This window comes from uncultured Kordia sp. (assembly GCF_947489565.1).
Classification (GTDB): Bacteria; Bacteroidota; Bacteroidia; order Flavobacteriales; family Flavobacteriaceae; genus Kordia.
The window spans coordinates 45,451-60,185 of record NZ_CANLEA010000018.1 but is presented as its reverse complement, the minus strand read 5'-3'; the positions used below and the strand labels follow the sequence as shown (position 1 = coordinate 60,185).

Genomic DNA, 14,735 nt, shown 5'->3' with positions numbered 1-14,735 from the left:
ATTAAATTAAAATCATACATTATGAAAAAATTACATTTAAAAAAGTTAGCACTTAATCTTACAACAATTTCTCAGTTTGAATCTGCAAAAGTAAACGGAGGACATCCTACGGAAGAACCAACTGAAGGAGCGCAATGTGCTTCAGATCCTTGTGGACCTAGAAATTCAAAAAACCGTTGTTACCAAAAATAATTCAAGTTACAAAGGCGCTCTGTATTCATAAAAAACGAATTTGAAAAGTTTCTATTTATGAAAATACGCCCTACTTTTAGATAATTAAATATAATAAATCATGAAAAAATTACAGTTAAAAAAATTAGCACTTAACCTAAAAACGGTTTCTCAATTAACTACTAATAAAGTAAGCGGAGGACATCCTACAGAAGATCCTACGGAAGGAGCACAATGTGCATCAAATCCTTGTGGACCTTCAAAAGGAAAAAAAATCTGTAATCTATAGAAGTATCTATAGATTGGTCAATTTATCACTAGAAGAGTGATTATTTATGATGAAAGAGCAAACAAAACTGTTTGCTCTTTTTTAATTGGTACTACTCCGAATTTATAAAATGTAAGACATACTAGTTTTTCTTATTAACTATAAACCATACATTTAACTAAAAGTTTTAATAATCATAAATTTAAAATTACAAATCATGAAAAAAAGAAATGTAAACACGCTCTCGTTAAACAAAAGAAAAATTAGTGAATTGCATACCATTGGAGGACGAAATGGAGAATCTACAAATTGCCCAACAGCTAGCGGATGCAGTTGTGAAACTTGTCGACCAGGATGTGCACTAACAATAAAACCTGTTTCTGACGTTTGTACTAGATAAGCATAAAAACAGTGGTGTAAAGCAAGCATTTTACTCACTTTTTTTATAAAACTATTTTTGAATAATAACTAAGTGATGTTTTATAAAAGGTCACTGATAACAGTTGTTTTTAAAAGTTTTTATACTGAGTTTTGGGTATAAATCAAAACAAGAATACCATGAAAAATAGAATTTCTCAAAACTTAAAACTAAACAAAAAGTCGATTTCTAAATTGCAGAACACTATTCTTGGTGGTGCCGGAGGCGCCAGTTCTGCTCCAATTGATAGAAGTAAAGTACAATCATGTATAATGTCTTGTGCCAATCATTCAGATCATTGTGATGATGGACGCTAATCAAAAAGTTCATAAATAATGATGTATTTATGGTATTATTTTTATCAGAATGAAAAAGAAGAGATTTAAGGTTTCTTCTTTTTTTTGTTTATGGACGAGTGAGAATCACAGTGTATTTCTGGGTTTTTTTTATGGATAAACCGTAATGTGTTGATTGTGAAGCTGCTTACCTTTAAGTATAACCAAAAAATTATACGATCATGAAAAAAAAGAAATTAACATCGCTATCGTTAAACAAACAAAAAATTAGTCAATTAGATGGACAAACTGGAGGAACTGGACCATTTACTACAAATGTACCTACGATGAGTACTTGTACCTGTGTTTCTTGTTTGCCCGGACAATGTGGACCAGACACCTTTTTAGGTTGTCCGCCACAACCAACACTATTATGTACTATTGATTGTACGGTGGACTGCTCATTTTTTACCTGTCCTTTCCCAATTGATAGAGAAATTCCATAGTTCTGAAAAACATAGAAAATCAGATTTCTAAACCTAAATTAGAAGAGTCGTTTACATATACGACTCTTTTTATTTTTTAATAAATCAAAAACCAAAATTAATTGGGTTTAATGCAATCGATTTTTTACATTTGTGGCACTATAAAAAATTTCGTAAAATGAATCTACACGAATACCAAGGAAAAGAAATATTAGCAAGTTTTGGCGTACGCGTTCAAAGAGGAAAAGTAGCATCGACTCCAGCAGAAGCTGTAGAAGCTGCAAAGCAATTAACTGAAGAAACTGGCACAGGATGGCACGTGATTAAAGCACAAGTTCATGCTGGTGGACGTGGAAAAGGCGGTGGAGTAAAGCTTGCAAAGAATCTTCAAGAAGTAGAAGATATCGCAGGACAAATCATTGGAATGGATTTGGTAACACCACAAACTTCTGCAGAAGGTAAGCGTGTACACCAAGTTTTAGTTACAGAAGATGTGTACTATCCTGGTGAGAGTGAAACAAATGAATTTTACATGTCTGTTTTATTAAATAGAGCCACTGGACGTAATATGATCATGTATTCTACAGAAGGTGGAATGGATATTGAGACTGTTGCAGAAGAAACGCCACATTTAATTTTTACAGAAGAAATTGATCCTACACTAGGATTGTTGCCTTTTCAAGCGAGAAGAGTAGCCTTCAACTTGGGATTAAGTGGAATGGCTTTTAAAGAAATGACACGTTTCGTTTCTTCATTATACAAAGCATATGTAGCTTCTGATTCTTCATTATTTGAAATCAATCCTGTATTGAAAACTTCTGATGATAAAATCATGGCAGTAGATGCTAAAGTTACTTTAGATGATAATGCATTATTCCGTCACAAAGATTACGCTGCTATGCGCGATATCCGTGAGGAAAACCCAATTGAAGTTGAAGCTAAAGAAGTAGGATTAAACTATGTTGACCTTGACGGAAACGTTGGTTGTATGGTAAATGGTGCTGGATTGGCAATGGCAACAATGGATTTAATTAAGATGGCTGGTGGAGAACCTGCAAACTTCTTAGATGTTGGTGGTACTGCAGATGCAAAACGTGTAGAAGAAGCGTTTAGAATCATCTTAAAAGACGAAAATGTAAAAGCAATCTTAATCAATATTTTTGGTGGAATTGTACGTTGTGATCGTGTAGCACAAGGTGTAGTGGATGCATACAAGAATATGGGAGATGCTATCAAAGTTCCAATCATAGTACGTTTACAAGGAACAAATGCTGATATCGCAAAAGAATTAATCGACAATTCTGGATTGGCTGTAGAATCTGCAGTACAATTCCAAGAAGCTGCTGATAAAGTACAAGCGGTTTTAGCGTAACTCAAAATTAGTATATTACGTATATTCAATTTATATATTTAAAAAGCCTTTCTAAGTTATATAGAAAGGCTTTTTTTATGGAATACTATTTTTTATTTCTGTTTTATTGGCGACTCTTTTTAATAAATGCTTTTAGACTTTCCAAATCGCCATTAAAATAATCTTCGTCGTTGGTGTAATTTAGAATCTTGTACGTATCCGATTTTTGCCAAAGTACATATCCCTTTTCTTTCCAAGTAATTGGTAAAACAGGTTCTTTTTGCGATTCGTAATCTGCGATCCAAAGAGGATATTCAGCTAATTTATCATTGCGTAAATATTGATCGGCAAAGTCTGTATTTGTATATATGATAGGTTTTATGTGTAGTCTTTCCTCAATTGTTTTCAAGAAAGTTAAAACGCTTAATTGTATTTCTTCAATGGATTGTCCACTTTCAATTCCACCATTTTCAACATCTATAACAGGCGGAAGATCGTTTGGTTGAATATCCTGAATTTGTTGGATAAAAAACTCAGCTTGTTCTATTGGATTATTGATGCTTTCATAAAAATGATACGCTCCTCTGATGAATCCCTTTTCTTTGATAGTTACCCAATTGTGTTGAAACATAGGATCAACAATTCCAATCCCTTGAGTAGCTTTGCAAATAATAAAATCGATGCTGTCCCTATCTTTTTCAAGATCATCTATTTCGTTTCCTTGATAAAAGGAAATATCAATTCCAAAAGCAGGTTTGGTGTTTTCAACTACTGTTACTTTTGGTTGAGGTTGTTTTTTCGGTTCTTCAGTTTTCTCAGTTTTTTTGGGCGTAGTTTCTTTTTCTTTTGAAGAATCTGCACAAGCATAGAAAAATGTCATGCAGATGACTAGTAAGATTTTGAAATAGGGTTTCTTCATGTGATTGCTAATTTGATAGGTTGGTTAGTTGTTTAAATTAAAGCAAATTCAATTTAAATCAAAATGTTTGATAGTTGTATCTATTTTAAGATGTATGCTTCTTTGATGACTCCACCAACTCCAATTGGGTTTTTCATCCACGAGAAGAATCCCATTCTTTTTATTTTTACTGCTTTGCCCATGATGTCTTGTAATCCATAACTACAATATGAAGCATGTGCTCCAGAGCGAATGATCACACTTTTGTATTTTTTGATCTTCCTAATTTTAATTTTCTTTTTGTCTAATGCCAAGAGTTTATGTGCTATTCCTGTAGGATATCCTGAATTTAAATATTCTACAGCATGTTTAAAGCTATGAATGCACTTTTCGGAATAGTTCTCCTTTTGTAAATGAATTCGTTTCGCGATAATTGCAAAAAGTTTGATAGCAGTCTCATAATATTGTGAATCCTTAATTTTTTCAATACCTGAAATGTGTCGTACAATTTCAAAATCGTTTACAGTTGTGGTGAGTACATATCCATCTCTAAAGGTTACTTGAATGCTCTCAAAATCTTCTTCATACTTGTTAAATATATCTTCAATACTACCAAATTGTGCCAAAGCGGCTTTAATGAGCGCGATTGTGACGCAGTTTCCATTTTTATAATCATCTAAACACGCTTTGGTTTCTGGTCGAATGGTAACGACTGTTTGATAAAAGTCTGTTATAATTTTTTTCTCCATGTTTATAATTGTTTAATCGATTTCTACTGCCTAAAACTCAAAGTTTTTTATGTATTCGTGTACTAGGTTTAAAGATGAAATACTCATAATCACTTCCATATTCAAATAAAATAACATTTTTATAAATACATTTTCTGTTGCTTCATCAGAATCATCTCCTTTTGTGTTACTAGCGATTAGCATAGGAAGTGAATTTAGATTAAAACGAGATGTATTCTTCATAAAAATTTATATCTAAATGAGAATTATTGTAAAAGATAACTAAAATAAGAGAAAGAAGTAATTGTTTTAGATTCAAATTTCCGCCACCGTGTCACATCTATTTTTAATAAAAGTGTCATTTTGTCATTGTTTCATCGCACAAAAGTGTCAAAATGTCATTAAAATACAGTTGGAATCCTTTTTGCCATATACAACTCGTATTTAAATAACGAACAAGACAAAAAATCAAACTTTAAAAAACAAATAAGATGAACATAGTAAAAACAAAAAACGTAGACTTTCCTTCAATTTTTGACGAATTATTCCAAACAGATTGGTTTGGTGGAACGGCAAATGCAACCACTGCAAAAGGAAATATTCCAGCAGTAAATATCAAAGAAACTGAAAATGATTTTGTGCTAGAAGTAGCTGCACCCGGAAAAGCTAAAGAAGATTTCATCCTTTCATTAGATCATGATGTGTTGACAATCAGTACAGAAGAAAAGAAAGATGAAACGAAAAAGGAAGATAATTATACACGTAGAGAATTCAGTTTTTCATCGTTTAAACGATCTTTCAAATTGCCACAGTCAGTCAGCAAAAAAGAAATCAACGCAACATATACAAATGGAATTTTACTTGTCGCTTTACCAAAACGTGAAGAGGACAAAGTAAAACCAAAAAGAACTATAGAAATTTCATAATAATTATTTAGGATTGGTTAGTTAATGGGAAAAGGGTTCGTCAAGAAATTGGCGAGCCTTTTTTATGTTTTATTATAACGTTTTAAGAAACATTTTTCTCCATAATTATATATTGTATATCTCCTTTGCTAAACTTTTTGGTTGTTTGTACCATTCCAAATCTTTCATAGAATAAAGTCTTGTCAACTCTGGCATTACACCATAGTTTGTCTATCTTCTTTTCTTTAGAAACTACATTCATTACATGCGTAAGAAGTACAGAGCCGTATCCATTTCCTTGTTCAGAAATTTTCGTTGCAAATTTTCTAAATTGAGCCACATTATTTTCTATAAATAATGATATTACGGAAATAATAATTGAGTCTTTCAAAAGTCCAAAATGGATGCCTTCTTCATCATTATCTAGCATTACAAATTCCTGTGGTTTGTTTGGCCACATTACTTGGTGTCTAAGATGATAAGTCTCTGTAGCATGTATTTCTTTGATTTTGATGCTCATTTTTCGTGGTACTATTTGCTAGAGAATTTGTGTTCCTTGTTTTGCTTTTCAACTATTAAATATATTTAGTAGCATCCTATTTTTGGAATGCATAAATAAGCAAACAATTCATCAGCTATTGCCACTCCTACTTTTTCCGATTCAACATTAAAATACAAAACATCATTTTCGATTTTTATAGGCAATTCATCAGGCATGTTTACATTGTAAATGATAATTTTATTCATCTATTTCTTCAAGTCGGATTTTAAATTCGTTGTCACTTTTCATTTTTGCATACATTCCCATATCATTTTTGTCTGTTTCGGTATCCATCAAAACAACCATTGTCATTTGTACATCAGCACCAACGAAACATTGCTTTTTTATATCAAAATAATACGTTCCATTTCCAATTGAGGAACCTTCATAAGTTCCATCTAATTCTTCGGGAATTTCAAGATTTGAAATATCTATCTTTCCTTTTAAAACGGCACACTCCTTTCCATTAAAACTTTCGATTCCGACAAATTCAAGTGTATTAAAACCTTTTATAAATAACCGCGAACCATTTGCATTATAAGGTATTTGCAATGGAATTTTATCTGTTTCCCCAATTTTGAGTTCTTTTGACGGCAAGGGAAAAATTATATCAAATATGAAGTTGTGATTATCAGATACAAAAGTTCCATTCGGTTTCATGTCTTGAGTTACATTAGTAGGTGGAGTATTGGAAATGGTATCTTTGGCTTTACCATTTTCATCAAACACAATCATTCTTACTTCCATATTAGTCAAACTCAAATCTGCTAGATTATTTTCTTTCACCCTAATGTTTAAGTTTCCATTTCCAATCATATTTGATAAACTTGCTGGCTGATCCTTATACATTTTATTTTCTGAAACTACCATTTGGGAGATGGAATACCTGTATTTTTTTTGTGTACTAAAATCCCAAGTAAATTCGGTTTTGTCATTTTGATTTCCACAACTTGCTATGGTCGCTACGATTAATCCGAATAGTATTTTTTTTATAAATGTCTGTTTTAGCATTAGCTATAATAGTTTTGAGTATGAATAGTTTCGATTTTATACGGGAGGTTTTGGATAAAAAATCAGTCGATGTAAGCGGAACTATGTTTTGTTTTTGTGAGTTAAAAGCAGCAATTATTTATACAAGTTGATAGTCGTATACACTACATTTCAAATACTTTCCAAAAATCAATTTTATCATCTATATTTTGAGATGTTATTTCTCTTATTCGGAACTTATTTAGTCCAATTTTTTCATAGCTGCTTTTTAGTTATTTCTTTGTAAACGCATCCAAAAATCTGGTTCATTTCGTTTTGGGTAGATACTAGCTAACCATTTTAAGAACTCCTGTTTAGGAATAGGAAGTTCAAAATTAGTTGCTTCTCCTGTATGGTTAATAGTATTTATTAGCAATGTGTTTTTAGACACATCTCCATAATCCTGAACGAGATGGCCATTTGTATAAAAATGCCCTAATAAATATTTAAAAGGATCAAAGGAAGTATTTGTTGGAGGACTTAGGTTTATTTTAAAAGCAGCATTTGGCTCAATTATCCTTGGATTTGAACCCAACGTCAAAGAGAGTTCTTCATATTGATCATTTTTTTTGGAAATTGATAGTTTTAATTTAACGGAACCAATAATACCTCGCTTGTTACCTTCATTCGTCACTAGAATATCAAAATTTCCATCTGTTGATTCAAGAAAGGAGAATGTTAAGGATGTTTTTTCTTTTTCAAACATCTTGTTTAATATTGGAAGTGTTGAAGTAAGTACTGTAATTAAAGCAATGAATAAAGCAAGAGTTGAATTACTCGCCTTAAAAAAACGCCTCCAATTTTGATAGTGAGAACAATGAGTGCAATATGAGGCTTGCTTATCAATATCAGATTTACAGTATTTACATTTCTTTTTGTCCATTTAAAATTTTCTATAATTGATTACATTCAACTTTCCATGAGTCTACATTTTCAAATATTAAAAGTATTGCAACTAACGTATGTATCTATCGATTTAGCTTGTTTTTTTTGCATAACTTTATACTTTACTTCTTTAAAGCTAAATGAATTCTAACTATAATCAAAATCATCGAAAGAGTTTTAATCTTTGCAATATTAGTTGAAGTAAGATGTTTAAGTGTTATATCAAGAGCAGTCGAGATAGAGCTTTTGAGTAAAATATTAAATAATCCGATCTTTTATGCCGTAGGTTTCCGCCAGTTTTTTCATCTTCAAATAAAAAGCATTTCTATAGTATTCAGGCAATTGATGACTGTTTGAAAAGTATTTTAAATACCGTGCTTCAAGTTCAGGAAAGTGCTTTTTAATGGCGTTTAACATCAAGGTTTTGCTATCTGCTTTTCCATTTCCAAAAACAGTCAATGTTGCTGGCATAACATAGTTGGCGCCGCAGTTTTTAAATGTACTAAATAGTTTTTCTAAATGTGCCGTTGTATCTGTAATAAATGGTAATAAAGGCATCATACTAACACCAGCATGAAAACCAGCTTGAATTGCTTTCTGTAAAGCTTCAATTCGTTGTGATGGTTTTGGTGCACCAGGTTCAAAAATCTTCCCAATTGCATCATCTACAGTAGAGAAGGAGAAGGTAATCAAAGTGCCTCCAGAAAGTTTTGCCTGTAAATCTTTGGGTAGAATTGCTTGTTGATGAATGTCTTTTAAAATATCAAAATCACGTTCAATCATTGTCGATTTTGTAATGATATGTACAGGAAAACGATATTTCAGAATGATTTCCAAGGCTTTACGAGTCAGCTGATATTCTTCTTCAATATTGATATACGGATCGGTTACGGAAGAAAGCACAATAAAACCATATTCGCCTTTTTCAGCACGTTTTTTTAGTTGTTTTTCTAGCAACTCAATCGCGTTCACTTTTACAGATAAACTTGTGGCAAGATTACTTCCGTATTTACTTCCGCGAATGTAACAATAGAGACAATTATACGAGCAACTTTGATACGGATTGAAGGTATAATCATCTAAAAACCAAGTATCTCTTTTTTTGGTTTTGTTTAAGACAGATTTGACTTCAATTTCTTTGATCATACTTTAGGTTTGTAAATAAGTCCAACAACTCCTGATTCGTAGGATTCTGTAGAAATTAATTCAAATTGTTGATCGTTTAGTAGTTCTCCAAATAGCGGAATGCCTTCAGGAATTACAATAGGCATGATAAAAATTTGCAATTCATCTACGAGATTTTCTTTGAGCAGCATTGCATTGATTTGTCCGCCGCCAATCAACCAAATGTCTTTTCCTTCTTGTAGTTTCAAACTTTTGACAAACTCAATATGGTCTTTAGTTATAAAGCTGACATCTTCATTATCTTTCAACGCTGGATTTGATGTAAAAACGTAATTCTTTTTCTCTTTATACGGAAAAGGAATGTTCCAGCTTAACACCTTTTGATAGGTTTTATTTCCTTGAATCGTTGTGTCAATACTATTGTACATTTCATAAAAACCATAATCAACTCCTTCTTTGTGTGGAATAGCGTCAAGCCAATCAACATCGCCATTTACACGTGCAATTTTTCCATCAATACTGATCGCAATGTGAAGTATTAGTTTTCTCATCAGAATTTAAAGGTACAAAAAACGACCTATTCTTCATTGAAAAATAGGTCGTTTAGCTATTTTATTTGTGGTGAAAAACTAAGTCTTTTTTACATATTTTGTAATAATAACAATATGTTGACCGTTTACACGACCTTCAATATGTTCGGCATTATCGTGTGAAAGTGTAATGTTTCGTACAGGAGTTCCGCGTTTTGCTACAAAACCTGCGCCTTTTACATTTAAATCTTTAATTAAAACCACACTGTCGCCTGCTTGTAATTGCACACCATTTACATCTAAATGTTTGATAGCATTTTCTTTGTCTTCTGCTTCTCCAGTGGCAGCTGCCCAAGTCAAATCGTCTTCATCAAAATACATCATGTCGAGTAAATCTTGTGGCCAACCTTCGCTTTTCAATCGGTGCAACATACGCCAAGCCACAATTTGAACTGCTTTTACTTCGCTCCACATGCAATCATTCAAACAACGCCAATGATTTGCATCCATAGTGTCCGCATCTTCTATTTGAGAAATACAGGTTTCACAGGCATGAACAGATTTTTCTAACTTGTGATCATGATTTGGTGGCACGTGATAAATAGCTAGCTTTTCAGTATTGCCACACAATTCGCAAGCTGCGCCACTACGCTTTTGGATGTCTCTTTCAATGCTCATGTTTGAATTTTGGAATTTGAAGCAAAAATATAGTTTTCACTTCGATATAAAAGATAGATTGTGTATTTATTTCTAATCGATCACTGTGAGATCAAAAGTAGTTTCTAGCTGATGTCCGTTATTGGTGTCTTTTAAGGTAAATGTACAGGTTACAGGATTTTTTATGTTTTTCTTGGTGATTTTCAACGAAGCATACAATTGTTCATTTAAATCTTTTGCATTGACAAGATTTGGAAATAAATCATCATTTAGATTAATCAATGTTCCATCTGCTTCCGTCAAATCAATAGTTGCTTTTATGTTGGCATCTCCATAAGAATCGACTTCAAAACCTTCTATATTTTCAATAAATAAAGCAATCTCTTCATTGCGCTTAATAATATTGTTCGCTATAACAACTTCACGGTTGTTAGAGTATAAATATTGAACCTCATACGTAAATCCATTTTTTTTAGTTTTTAAAAGCGGATTATGAATTACAGAGAAATTTCGTTCCCAATTATAATAAGCGTCACTGTTTTTATCTACAACATTTACCGCTACTTTATACTCATTATTTGGAAGCATTGGTTTTGCAAATAGAACGTTTGTTCGTAGGTTTAAATCCTTTTCTGTATATCCTTGTTCATGAGGAAATAAATTTGGTTTCGAAAGAATCGTGTCACCTTGTTTTGTGATGAGATAAATAGACATATTAGGATATGCTTTGCCATCTTGAAGCGCAAACCCTTTCATTTCATCATACAAAAACACAATTTTTTCACCGTAACTAAACTCAGTTCTGTCATTTTTTTCTGTATGATCCATCACTTTGATGCCTTTGCAGGAAAGTCCATTACTATCTACTGTCACATCTTGAAGATATATATTGGAAACACTAATTTCACAGGAAAAACAAAGACTTGCGGCTACAGTTATAAATAGGATTCGATACTTCATCATTGCTACTAATTATAAATACGAATGATTTCACCGGTTTGCTTTCCATCTACGCTTTTTCTGTACGCATTGATCACCTTTTGCATGGTAATAGGATGGTGTCCTGGGAAATATGCATCGTACTTTTCAACAGCATCTTCTACCAAACCAGAAGAAACTACATTGACACGAATGCGACCTTCCAATTCTAAAATTACGGCTTTTACAAAACTATGAATGGCACCATTTACCATAGCAGCACTTGTAGTCATAGGCACAGGTTCATCAGCTAGAATTCCAGTGGTTAAGGTAATAGATCCGCCTTTGGTTAAATAATTTTGTCCAATACGAACCAAATTCACTTGTCCCATCAGTTTACTTTTAAAACCAACATAATAGTCTGCTTCCGAAAGTTCATCAAATGGTTTCCATTTGGCTTCGCCTGCGGCACAAATAATTGCGTCGAGCGTTCCAATTTGTTCAAACATTGCTTCGATGCTTTCACTATTGCTAATATCAACGGTAACATCGCCAGTAGTTCTTCCAGCAATCAAGACTTCATGCTTTTGTTTAAAATACGCGGTCACTTTTTTACCAATAGTTCCGTTTCCGCCAATGATGAGTATTTTCATAATTGATGTATTAGTATTTAGACATTACGGATGATTTACTTTCGTTCTTTCCGTTGTGAAGTAGAAGGTGTTGATTTTGGTTTGTCTCCTTTTTTGGGCATTGGTCCACGCAAGTGAATCACCAAACCATTAAGGAAGTTACGCAAAATTTGATCGCCGCAATTTTTATATTTTGGATGATCCTCATTACGGAAAAATGCACCCAATTCACTTTTAGAAATTCTAAAATCTACGAGTTCTAATATTTTTACAATATCGTCATCGCGGAGCTTCAAAGCCACACGAAGTTTTTTAAAGATGTCGTTATTTGTCAATGCCATGCGGCAAAGATACTCAAAAAGTGGAGAGTAGCGTTTTTTATTATAGGCATAAAAAAAAGTCTATCGGTTGATAGACTTTTACTTCATTAAGGAATAAAATATATATAGAATATTAAATTACTTTCACGTTCACTGCGTTTAATCCTTTGCGACCTTCTGTTAATTCGAATTCTACTTCGTCTCCTTGACGAACTTCGTCGATTAATCCTGAAATGTGTACAAAATGTTCTTTGTTTGAACCTTCTTCAACGATAAAACCAAAACCTTTAGTGTCATTGAAGAATTTTACTGTTCCTCTACTCATTGTAATAAATTTAAATAATTGTTTTAATTGGTTACAAAGATACTGCCAAAAAAGATGCGCCCGACTTATCGTACGATTTTTTTGCAATGGTTACAATTATTTAATATTGAATTTTTTATTTTTCTGTTGTGAACCCGCGTCGTTTATGAGTTTTTCAATTTTTCAATTTTTCAATTTTTTTCTAAATTTCGCTGTTTTTTTCTGCTTTTTTGTGCTGAAAATGATCGCAAGTGCCTTGTAATGTGGAAAATATAAGCGTATAAAACCCTTGGTTTCTTCTTTTTTTTCAGGGATGTCACTTATTACTTTAGAAGTGTGTAAGATGTATTTTTTGTTTCATTTTTCTTTCAAAATGTTGAGGTATTATTGTAAAAAAAGAGGCATGCGTATTTCTACCTGTTTTTTATTTTTAGAAGTAGTACGCTGTTTAAAATTAAGACATTCTTCATATTTTTATAAAACAATTGAAATATAACCTAAATCTTGTAAAATATGTCATTACCAACACTTGGCACGTATGCACCGACAAATCAAACCATGAGTATAGAAATTACCGGTGCCGATGCAGGAACAGGAACTATAGAAGGAACCTACGAGCACAAGTATACACCAGAAGGAACGATGAGCGTAAATGGTAAGATTGGAGGATATGCTTGGGTGAATAATAATGATGGCGGAAATGCTTCGGCTCCATTCAGTATTAATTTTACGGTTTCGGAACGACCTGATGGTTTTCCATATTGTTTGGTCGATTTTTGGAATGGATTTTATACGAAGTCAAATTCAATTGTCATTACAGGAGTACGTTCGTATGTAAAAGACGATGGAACTACACAGTCTATCGGTTTAGGAACGTTAGAGCTGTATTTAAATACGTAATTGTTTAGTATATATAATTGTTGTGTAAGCGCAAGAAAAAAAGTAATATTTGCCGTTACTAATTTTCTTGCGCTTCTTTAGTTTTCAAGGAATTCTAAATCAATATAATATTCTTCAGCATCAAACGGATTTATATAGATTATGGTTTCTTTCTGCATATAAAAGTGCATGCGTAGCGTAGTGTCGTCTTTCGGAATAATTTCTTCTAATGATATTGTTTCGCCATGGTATTGAAAGTTAAACGTGACTTTACAATAAGTATGCTCTATAATTTCCTCATTATGATGTCCATGGCCTGAAATGGCATTCAATGAAGCAGCATTCGATTGCGGAACGATTTGAGTTTCATAGCGATTTCTTTTCTGAATGATCGCTAAACCTAAATCAAAAGGAATGCGATTGGCAGTTTGTTTAAATTCATGGAGATAATCATTGTAGCGTTCGTTTCCTTTTTCATCTATTTTAGATGCTGCAAAGAGTAGATATACTATATAAATTACAGGAAACGCTACCATAAATGCTCCAATACCTATCAGCGTCCAATTTATTGTAGGCGACTTAAAAGCGGAAGAAATAAATATTGATCCAATAACAACAATTGCCATGGCAAAATAACCACCTGCTTCCAAAAACGCTTCTTTAATATCCATGAATTTTTATAGTTTAATCTATTAATAAGTAAGATTGATGATGGTTTTGTTACAATTTTCAGAAAAATCCATAGTAACTTTTTCTTGAATAAAGATTATAAATTTCAGTAAAAATTACAATTTCAGTAAGTGTATTCTATATTTTTAATGTAGGTGTTTATACGTAGTTTTGTTTTCAAGCAGAAGTACTTTGATAAAGCTTGATTTTAAATTCTACTTTGCAATCCCGTTAATAGCCAGAGTTTTATAAATAAATTATTAATTAATTAAATTTTAAAATTATGGCAGTACCAAATTTAGGAAAGTACAAATCACCTAACAAAACTATCGAAATTGAAATCAACTCAGCAAATCCATCTAATGGAACTATTCAGGCTGAGTATGAAAACGAATTTACTCCCGTAGGTGTATTATCAGTAAAAGGACAACTTGGAGAATATCGTTGGGTAGACAACCCAGGAGGAGGTTCAGGAACAGCACCTTTTACAATCAATTTTACAGCAAGTTCTCGACCAGCTGGCAGACCATACAGTATTACTGAAATATGGAATGGGTATTATACTAAAAAGAATACGCTTTTATTAACAGGAACTCGTGGTTATGTAAATAAAAACGGAGATGTTGTCTCAGTAGGTTTAGGAACTGTTGAGTTTTCTCAGTAAAGATCTTTTTCAATCAAATATATCATCAAGTTTTTTGCGTTATTTTTTAAAGCATGTTCAAGTTATTTTGAATAGGTATTCAC

24 protein-coding genes are annotated in these 14,735 nt (G+C 32.5%); 9 read left to right on the top strand and 15 right to left on the bottom strand.

Annotation, left to right across the window (positions count from 1 at the left end):
• The first annotated feature begins 21 nt into the window (after positions 1-21).
• The 6 genes from Q0845_RS21205 (at position 22) to sucC (ending at position 2,989) form a co-directional block, all read left to right on the top strand.
• Positions 22-192 (top strand): hypothetical protein, encoded by a 171-nt coding sequence (locus Q0845_RS21205; protein ID WP_298517519.1) that lies wholly within the window; start codon positions 22-24, stop codon positions 190-192.
• A gap of 100 nt (positions 193-292) precedes the next feature.
• Positions 293-460, top strand: coding sequence for a hypothetical protein (locus Q0845_RS21200; protein WP_298517516.1), 168 nt, complete (start codon positions 293-295; stop codon positions 458-460).
• A 196-nt stretch (positions 461-656) separates the two neighbouring features.
• Entirely contained in the window at positions 657-839 is a 183-nt protein-coding gene (locus tag Q0845_RS21195; protein ID WP_298517513.1) for a hypothetical protein, read from the top strand.
• Positions 840-997: 158 nt separating this feature from the next.
• The gene (locus Q0845_RS21190) at positions 998-1,174 is read left to right on the top strand and encodes an rSAM-modified peptide (protein ID WP_298517510.1); all 177 of its coding nucleotides are present in this window, start codon (positions 998-1,000) and stop codon (positions 1,172-1,174) included.
• A gap of 200 nt (positions 1,175-1,374) precedes the next feature.
• Entirely contained in the window at positions 1,375-1,638 is a 264-nt protein-coding gene (locus tag Q0845_RS21185; protein ID WP_298517507.1) for a hypothetical protein, read from the top strand.
• 157 nt (positions 1,639-1,795) lie between these two features.
• Positions 1,796-2,989, top strand: a complete 1,194-nt coding sequence (gene sucC, locus Q0845_RS21180) for an ADP-forming succinate--CoA ligase subunit beta (RefSeq protein ID WP_298517504.1) — start codon at positions 1,796-1,798, stop codon at positions 2,987-2,989.
• A gap of 103 nt (positions 2,990-3,092) precedes the next feature.
• On the opposite strand, the gene Q0845_RS21175 is transcribed toward sucC, so the two are convergent.
• The 3 genes from Q0845_RS21175 to Q0845_RS21165 form a co-directional block, all read right to left on the bottom strand.
• Positions 3,093-3,887 carry a GH25 family lysozyme gene (locus tag Q0845_RS21175; protein ID WP_298517501.1) on the bottom strand — a complete coding sequence of 265 codons (795 nt, stop codon included), beginning with the start codon at positions 3,885-3,887 and terminating at the stop codon, positions 3,093-3,095.
• Between the two features lie 80 nt (positions 3,888-3,967).
• Complete coding sequence (locus tag Q0845_RS21170) at positions 3,968-4,615, bottom strand: hypothetical protein (RefSeq protein ID WP_298517498.1); 648 nt, start codon at positions 4,613-4,615, stop codon at positions 3,968-3,970.
• A 30-nt stretch (positions 4,616-4,645) separates the two neighbouring features.
• Positions 4,646-4,837, bottom strand: coding sequence for a hypothetical protein (locus Q0845_RS21165; RefSeq protein WP_298517495.1), 192 nt, complete (start codon positions 4,835-4,837; stop codon positions 4,646-4,648).
• Positions 4,838-5,085: 248 nt separating this feature from the next.
• Here Q0845_RS21165 and Q0845_RS21160 point away from each other — a divergent pair, with 248 nt between their 5' ends.
• Positions 5,086-5,520, top strand: coding sequence for an Hsp20/alpha crystallin family protein (locus Q0845_RS21160; RefSeq protein ID WP_298517492.1), 435 nt, complete (start codon positions 5,086-5,088; stop codon positions 5,518-5,520).
• Between the two features lie 82 nt (positions 5,521-5,602).
• On the opposite strand, the gene Q0845_RS21155 is transcribed toward Q0845_RS21160, so the two are convergent.
• The 11 genes from Q0845_RS21155 to Q0845_RS21105 form a co-directional block, all read right to left on the bottom strand.
• Positions 5,603-6,019: a GNAT family N-acetyltransferase gene (locus Q0845_RS21155; protein ID WP_298517489.1), complete on the bottom strand. Its 417-nt coding sequence runs from the start codon at positions 6,017-6,019 to the stop codon at positions 5,603-5,605.
• Positions 6,020-6,084: 65 nt separating this feature from the next.
• Positions 6,085-6,246 (bottom strand): hypothetical protein, encoded by a 162-nt coding sequence (locus tag Q0845_RS21150; protein WP_298517486.1) that lies wholly within the window; start codon positions 6,244-6,246, stop codon positions 6,085-6,087.
• Positions 6,239-7,051, bottom strand: coding sequence for a hypothetical protein (locus Q0845_RS21145; protein WP_298517484.1), 813 nt, complete (start codon positions 7,049-7,051; stop codon positions 6,239-6,241). Before Q0845_RS21145 ends, Q0845_RS21150 begins: the two co-directional genes overlap by 8 nt.
• A 247-nt stretch (positions 7,052-7,298) precedes the next feature.
• On the bottom strand, positions 7,299-7,952 hold the full coding sequence (locus tag Q0845_RS21140; RefSeq protein WP_298517481.1) for a hypothetical protein: 654 nt from the start codon (positions 7,950-7,952) through the stop codon (positions 7,299-7,301).
• Between the two features lie 260 nt (positions 7,953-8,212).
• On the bottom strand, positions 8,213-9,100 hold the full coding sequence (locus tag Q0845_RS21135) for a radical SAM protein (RefSeq protein ID WP_298517477.1): 888 nt from the start codon (positions 9,098-9,100) through the stop codon (positions 8,213-8,215).
• A complete protein-coding gene (locus tag Q0845_RS21130) occupies positions 9,097-9,630 on the bottom strand; it encodes a dihydrofolate reductase family protein (RefSeq protein ID WP_298517474.1) in 534 nt (177 codons plus the stop codon). The genes Q0845_RS21135 and Q0845_RS21130 overlap by 4 nt, the downstream gene beginning before the upstream one ends.
• 78 nt (positions 9,631-9,708) lie before the next feature.
• Positions 9,709-10,287, bottom strand: a complete 579-nt coding sequence (locus Q0845_RS21125; protein WP_298517468.1) for an alkylphosphonate utilization protein — start codon at positions 10,285-10,287, stop codon at positions 9,709-9,711.
• 72 nt (positions 10,288-10,359) lie between these two features.
• Positions 10,360-11,229 carry a hypothetical protein gene (locus tag Q0845_RS21120; protein WP_298517466.1) on the bottom strand — a complete coding sequence of 290 codons (870 nt, stop codon included), beginning with the start codon at positions 11,227-11,229 and terminating at the stop codon, positions 10,360-10,362.
• A gap of 5 nt (positions 11,230-11,234) precedes the next feature.
• The gene (locus Q0845_RS21115; protein ID WP_298517463.1) at positions 11,235-11,837 is read right to left on the bottom strand and encodes a short chain dehydrogenase; all 603 of its coding nucleotides are present in this window, start codon (positions 11,835-11,837) and stop codon (positions 11,235-11,237) included.
• A 35-nt stretch (positions 11,838-11,872) separates the two neighbouring features.
• A complete protein-coding gene (locus tag Q0845_RS21110) occupies positions 11,873-12,157 on the bottom strand; it encodes a DUF1456 family protein (RefSeq protein ID WP_298517458.1) in 285 nt (94 codons plus the stop codon).
• A 112-nt stretch (positions 12,158-12,269) separates the two neighbouring features.
• Positions 12,270-12,461, bottom strand: a complete 192-nt coding sequence (locus Q0845_RS21105) for a cold shock domain-containing protein (RefSeq protein WP_007094903.1) — start codon at positions 12,459-12,461, stop codon at positions 12,270-12,272.
• A gap of 492 nt (positions 12,462-12,953) precedes the next feature.
• On the opposite strand from Q0845_RS21105, the gene Q0845_RS21100 reads away from it, so the two are divergent.
• Positions 12,954-13,340, top strand: a complete 387-nt coding sequence (locus Q0845_RS21100) for a hypothetical protein (protein ID WP_298517454.1) — start codon at positions 12,954-12,956, stop codon at positions 13,338-13,340.
• Between the two features lie 77 nt (positions 13,341-13,417).
• Here the strand turns inward: Q0845_RS21100 and Q0845_RS21095 are convergent, their stop codons facing one another.
• Positions 13,418-13,990 (bottom strand): hypothetical protein, encoded by a 573-nt coding sequence (locus Q0845_RS21095; protein WP_298517451.1) that lies wholly within the window; start codon positions 13,988-13,990, stop codon positions 13,418-13,420.
• 281 nt (positions 13,991-14,271) lie between these two features.
• Here Q0845_RS21095 and Q0845_RS21090 point away from each other — a divergent pair, with 281 nt between their 5' ends.
• Entirely contained in the window at positions 14,272-14,652 is a 381-nt protein-coding gene (locus Q0845_RS21090; protein WP_298517448.1) for a hypothetical protein, read from the top strand.
• The last annotated feature ends 83 nt before the right edge of the window (positions 14,653-14,735 follow it).

Coding starts and splice junctions, on each gene's coding strand:
- Q0845_RS21130 (WP_298517474.1), bottom strand. CDS start 9,630: ATGAGAAAACTAATACTTCACATTGCGATCAGTATTGATGGAAAAATT.
- Q0845_RS21100 (WP_298517454.1), top strand. CDS start 12,954: ATGTCATTACCAACACTTGGCACGTATGCACCGACAAATCAAACCATG.
- Q0845_RS21115 (WP_298517463.1), bottom strand. CDS start 11,837: ATGAAAATACTCATCATTGGCGGAAACGGAACTATTGGTAAAAAAGTG.
- Q0845_RS21120 (WP_298517466.1), bottom strand. CDS start 11,229: ATGATGAAGTATCGAATCCTATTTATAACTGTAGCCGCAAGTCTTTGT.
- Q0845_RS21170 (WP_298517498.1), bottom strand. CDS start 4,615: ATGGAGAAAAAAATTATAACAGACTTTTATCAAACAGTCGTTACCATT.
- Q0845_RS21105 (WP_007094903.1), bottom strand. CDS start 12,461: ATGAGTAGAGGAACAGTAAAATTCTTCAATGACACTAAAGGTTTTGGT.
- Q0845_RS21190 (WP_298517510.1), top strand. CDS start 998: ATGAAAAATAGAATTTCTCAAAACTTAAAACTAAACAAAAAGTCGATT.
- Q0845_RS21090 (WP_298517448.1), top strand. CDS start 14,272: ATGGCAGTACCAAATTTAGGAAAGTACAAATCACCTAACAAAACTATC.
- Q0845_RS21200 (WP_298517516.1), top strand. CDS start 293: ATGAAAAAATTACAGTTAAAAAAATTAGCACTTAACCTAAAAACGGTT.
- Q0845_RS21205 (WP_298517519.1), top strand. CDS start 22: ATGAAAAAATTACATTTAAAAAAGTTAGCACTTAATCTTACAACAATT.
- Q0845_RS21140 (WP_298517481.1), bottom strand. CDS start 7,952: ATGGACAAAAAGAAATGTAAATACTGTAAATCTGATATTGATAAGCAA.
- Q0845_RS21175 (WP_298517501.1), bottom strand. CDS start 3,887: ATGAAGAAACCCTATTTCAAAATCTTACTAGTCATCTGCATGACATTT.
- Q0845_RS21145 (WP_298517484.1), bottom strand. CDS start 7,051: ATGCTAAAACAGACATTTATAAAAAAAATACTATTCGGATTAATCGTA.
- sucC (WP_298517504.1), top strand. CDS start 1,796: ATGAATCTACACGAATACCAAGGAAAAGAAATATTAGCAAGTTTTGGC.
- Q0845_RS21195 (WP_298517513.1), top strand. CDS start 657: ATGAAAAAAAGAAATGTAAACACGCTCTCGTTAAACAAAAGAAAAATT.
- Q0845_RS21095 (WP_298517451.1), bottom strand. CDS start 13,990: ATGGATATTAAAGAAGCGTTTTTGGAAGCAGGTGGTTATTTTGCCATG.
- Q0845_RS21160 (WP_298517492.1), top strand. CDS start 5,086: ATGAACATAGTAAAAACAAAAAACGTAGACTTTCCTTCAATTTTTGAC.
- Q0845_RS21150 (WP_298517486.1), bottom strand. CDS start 6,246: ATGAATAAAATTATCATTTACAATGTAAACATGCCTGATGAATTGCCT.
- Q0845_RS21185 (WP_298517507.1), top strand. CDS start 1,375: ATGAAAAAAAAGAAATTAACATCGCTATCGTTAAACAAACAAAAAATT.
- Q0845_RS21110 (WP_298517458.1), bottom strand. CDS start 12,157: ATGGCATTGACAAATAACGACATCTTTAAAAAACTTCGTGTGGCTTTG.
- Q0845_RS21155 (WP_298517489.1), bottom strand. CDS start 6,019: ATGAGCATCAAAATCAAAGAAATACATGCTACAGAGACTTATCATCTT.
- Q0845_RS21165 (WP_298517495.1), bottom strand. CDS start 4,837: ATGAAGAATACATCTCGTTTTAATCTAAATTCACTTCCTATGCTAATC.
- Q0845_RS21125 (WP_298517468.1), bottom strand. CDS start 10,287: ATGAGCATTGAAAGAGACATCCAAAAGCGTAGTGGCGCAGCTTGCGAA.
- Q0845_RS21135 (WP_298517477.1), bottom strand. CDS start 9,100: ATGATCAAAGAAATTGAAGTCAAATCTGTCTTAAACAAAACCAAAAAA.